The sequence below is a fragment of the Leptolyngbya sp. FACHB-671 genome (genome assembly GCF_014695745.1).
Taxonomy (GTDB): domain Bacteria; phylum Cyanobacteriota; class Cyanobacteriia; order Elainellales; family Elainellaceae; genus JAAUTN01.
The window spans coordinates 1-2693 of sequence record NZ_JACJOV010000120.1 but is presented as its reverse complement, the minus strand read 5'-3'; the positions used below and the strand labels follow the sequence as shown (position 1 = coordinate 2693).

General features: G+C 50.4%; 3 protein-coding genes. All 3 read right to left on the bottom strand.

The features are described from left to right. Positions 1–46: 46 nt before the first annotated feature. On the bottom strand, positions 47–520 hold the full coding sequence (locus H6F93_RS15970; RefSeq protein ID WP_199313751.1) for a CU044_2847 family protein: 474 nt from the start codon (positions 518–520) through the stop codon (positions 47–49). Positions 521–539: 19 nt separating this feature from the next. Then, positions 540–1496: a hypothetical protein gene (locus H6F93_RS15965; RefSeq protein WP_190682552.1), complete on the bottom strand. Its 957-nt coding sequence runs from the start codon at positions 1494–1496 to the stop codon at positions 540–542. A 151-nt stretch (positions 1497–1647) separates the two neighbouring features. Beyond that, positions 1648–2358, bottom strand: a complete 711-nt coding sequence (locus H6F93_RS15960) for a hypothetical protein (RefSeq protein WP_190682549.1) — start codon at positions 2356–2358, stop codon at positions 1648–1650. Positions 2359–2693 lie beyond the last annotated feature (335 nt).

The window sequence follows — 2693 nt, the reverse complement described above, 5'->3', positions numbered from 1 at the left end:
GTACAACAGAGTTTTGCAGATCCAGAGACATGGTTAAGAGAAATGCTTATTGGACTTTAGGCCTAAGCACAAGTTTAATGGTCAAATTTGATGCAGCTTTTGACTTGGCAATATAAATATTCCCTTCTGCTTCAAAGCTTAAACCAACCTGCACCTCTGCCGTTTCAACCTCCATATCCTGATTGACTTCATTCCAAACCGCCTTAATCGGATGACAAACTTTCAACAGAAGCGGCTTCACCCTATCTAAAGTCGCATCCACTGTTGCATCGATCCGAGCAGCTGCACCACCTGAAATGGGGTGCACTTGGTCAGGCGACACCTCTACCTCCACCAAAGTCCCATCTTCAAACTGAATTAATTTAGTAGCCATCAATACCAAATTTCCTGGATTCCGATTATCGTTTAAGCTGATTTTAATCGGGATTCTGGCAATCCAAGCTATGCAACCAGTCCAGAACTGTAGAGGAAATGCCAAATAATTGAACTCGCCAATGGATGCCTGTTTGCGGAAGTGCATTTCGAGCAAAGCGCTCTGCTCAACTTAAGCGCCGATGTGCTCGTTGCTCTCTGGTCAGAATGGGAATCGTTTGTGCTGGAGAAGGCAGAACAACCGGAACCGATTCAATGATCACTTGTTGACGGTGTAGCTGCTGTTTGAGATCGCGCCTCAAGCGGGTAGCTGGCCAGTCAAACCAAAAGATAGGTTGATTTACAAGGTGGGCTTGAGGAGCCTCTGAGCCTGGAGTGAGTTGCTCAAGCCTGGGAAGTTGAGGCTCAGGATCAGCGGTAGATAAACGCTTGCGCACGACCGTAATGCGTCGCCCACCCGTCCCTTTTGACCCATCCGCTAGGCACTGATCCCGAAGTGTGCAGTGAGCACAGGTGCGAGGATTGATGCCAAACATGATCAGCAGATCGCCCAAGCGATTTTGGCGCAGTTCTCGACGGTACATTGAGTGACCTGCTGGACAGCGCAGGGTGCGCTCATTCACCAGCGTAAAATCACTTCCTGAGAACTTCCCTCGGCTGCGTGCCCAACTTGGTGCAACTTGCATGGGAGCATAATCGCGATCTGATTCCGGTGGGTGAGGAACACGAGTCTTTTGAGACAGTGCTAAAGGTTCTGGTGGAGCTACCGTCTGATCTGATGGCACCTCCATTGTTTCTACTGCTTCGGTCCAAAGTGTTTGGCGCACTGGTTGAGGATCATTTGCATTCCCTATCCACAGTCGCCAATTCCACACCCACTGATTGAGAATCTGCCAAAACTCTTGTCCGGGCGGATGCCAACTACACCAACGTTCACAGGGTTGCTCCTGATCTTCATCGCCCAGTACTTTTTCAAAGCCCCCCCGACCGTAGTAAAGACTCAACACATCCGTTCCACTCAATCCTGCTTGAGCATGACTTGTGATGAACAATTCGTAGACCCATTCTTTCACCTGTTTACCGACACGCGGCTTCCGTTTTGGATCATACGGCGTGCGGATCACGAGTAATCGGACTGGGCAGGTATAGCCTGCAAGGGTATCTTGAACAAAGCCCAGATCAAAGACTCCCCGAACGGTATGGCTCTCTGGGTGAAACCAGGCTTGAGCTTGCAGTTGAGTTAATCGAGACTCAATAGCGGGCTGCTTGAGTAAGTTATAGTCTCGACCGCAGGAGATAGCCTAATTGATGATGTTGCATCCGATTGACAAACTGAGGAGTGCCATAGAAGCCATCCAAGCGCACAATGGCTCTATCTCCGGATAATCCGTAGTGCTGCAAGTAGTGCTGGATGGCTTCGCAAGCGCGATCTAAATCGGGTCCAGGTGTCCCATTTCCCGCAAACCCAAATGTCCCTAACCACTCGGTTGTATGGGCTTGGCTCACTGCGCTCCGGCTGCGAATGCCTTCTCCACGTTTGCGTCCCAAGTAGCCAGGTCGGACTGCCGCTTGGCTGCGTCGTCGCAGCGCAGGATAGGTCTCGTTCTGGGATACAGATCGTTGTCGTGCCACTTGGTGCGTTCCATCCACATCAAAGACCCAGTATCGTTGTCCGCTTCGATCTAGCAATCCGCCATTGTGGTTGCAATCAAACCCATGTTCGAGTAAGTCTGCCTTAAACAACGTTCTCAGTTGCTCCACAGCCGGAAATTCTACTGCACTCAAAGACCGTGATACGGTTGATGCCACTGGGCATTGCTGTCGTTGCCACACAGACAGTACAACAGATTCTACGCTGCTCAGTTGGATAAAAAACTCTTTCAGGGTTGCAACTCCACTGACCGCATAGGCAAGCAGCAATAAGACAAAATCGCAAACTTCGTACTGTCCCATGCGTCCTCGGCTGACTTTTACCTGCTGTTGCAATCGTTCTAGGAGTCCAGTCGTGCGCCAGTATTCTCCCAGCAGTAAGACTTCTCCTTACCAAGACGGTAGGGCTAGATTCTCATTGGGGCTACTCGCTAGGTCAATGCCAGCTTCGGTTGAACTGAGTCTGATCTCGGACATCGTTGCTTGCCTCCATGCCGTGAGTCTCTCAATCTCCTTTTTCTGACGATCTCACTCTGAAGATTATGTCTAGGAGTGCGGATTACCGGAGGAAAGTCACTCAGTTCTCAGACTCGCTCGGTCGTGAATCGGGCCGCCAATGCTTTTCGTTTAGCGGCTCAAGCTGTCAGCCATAGTCATTCAGCCTTAGGGGC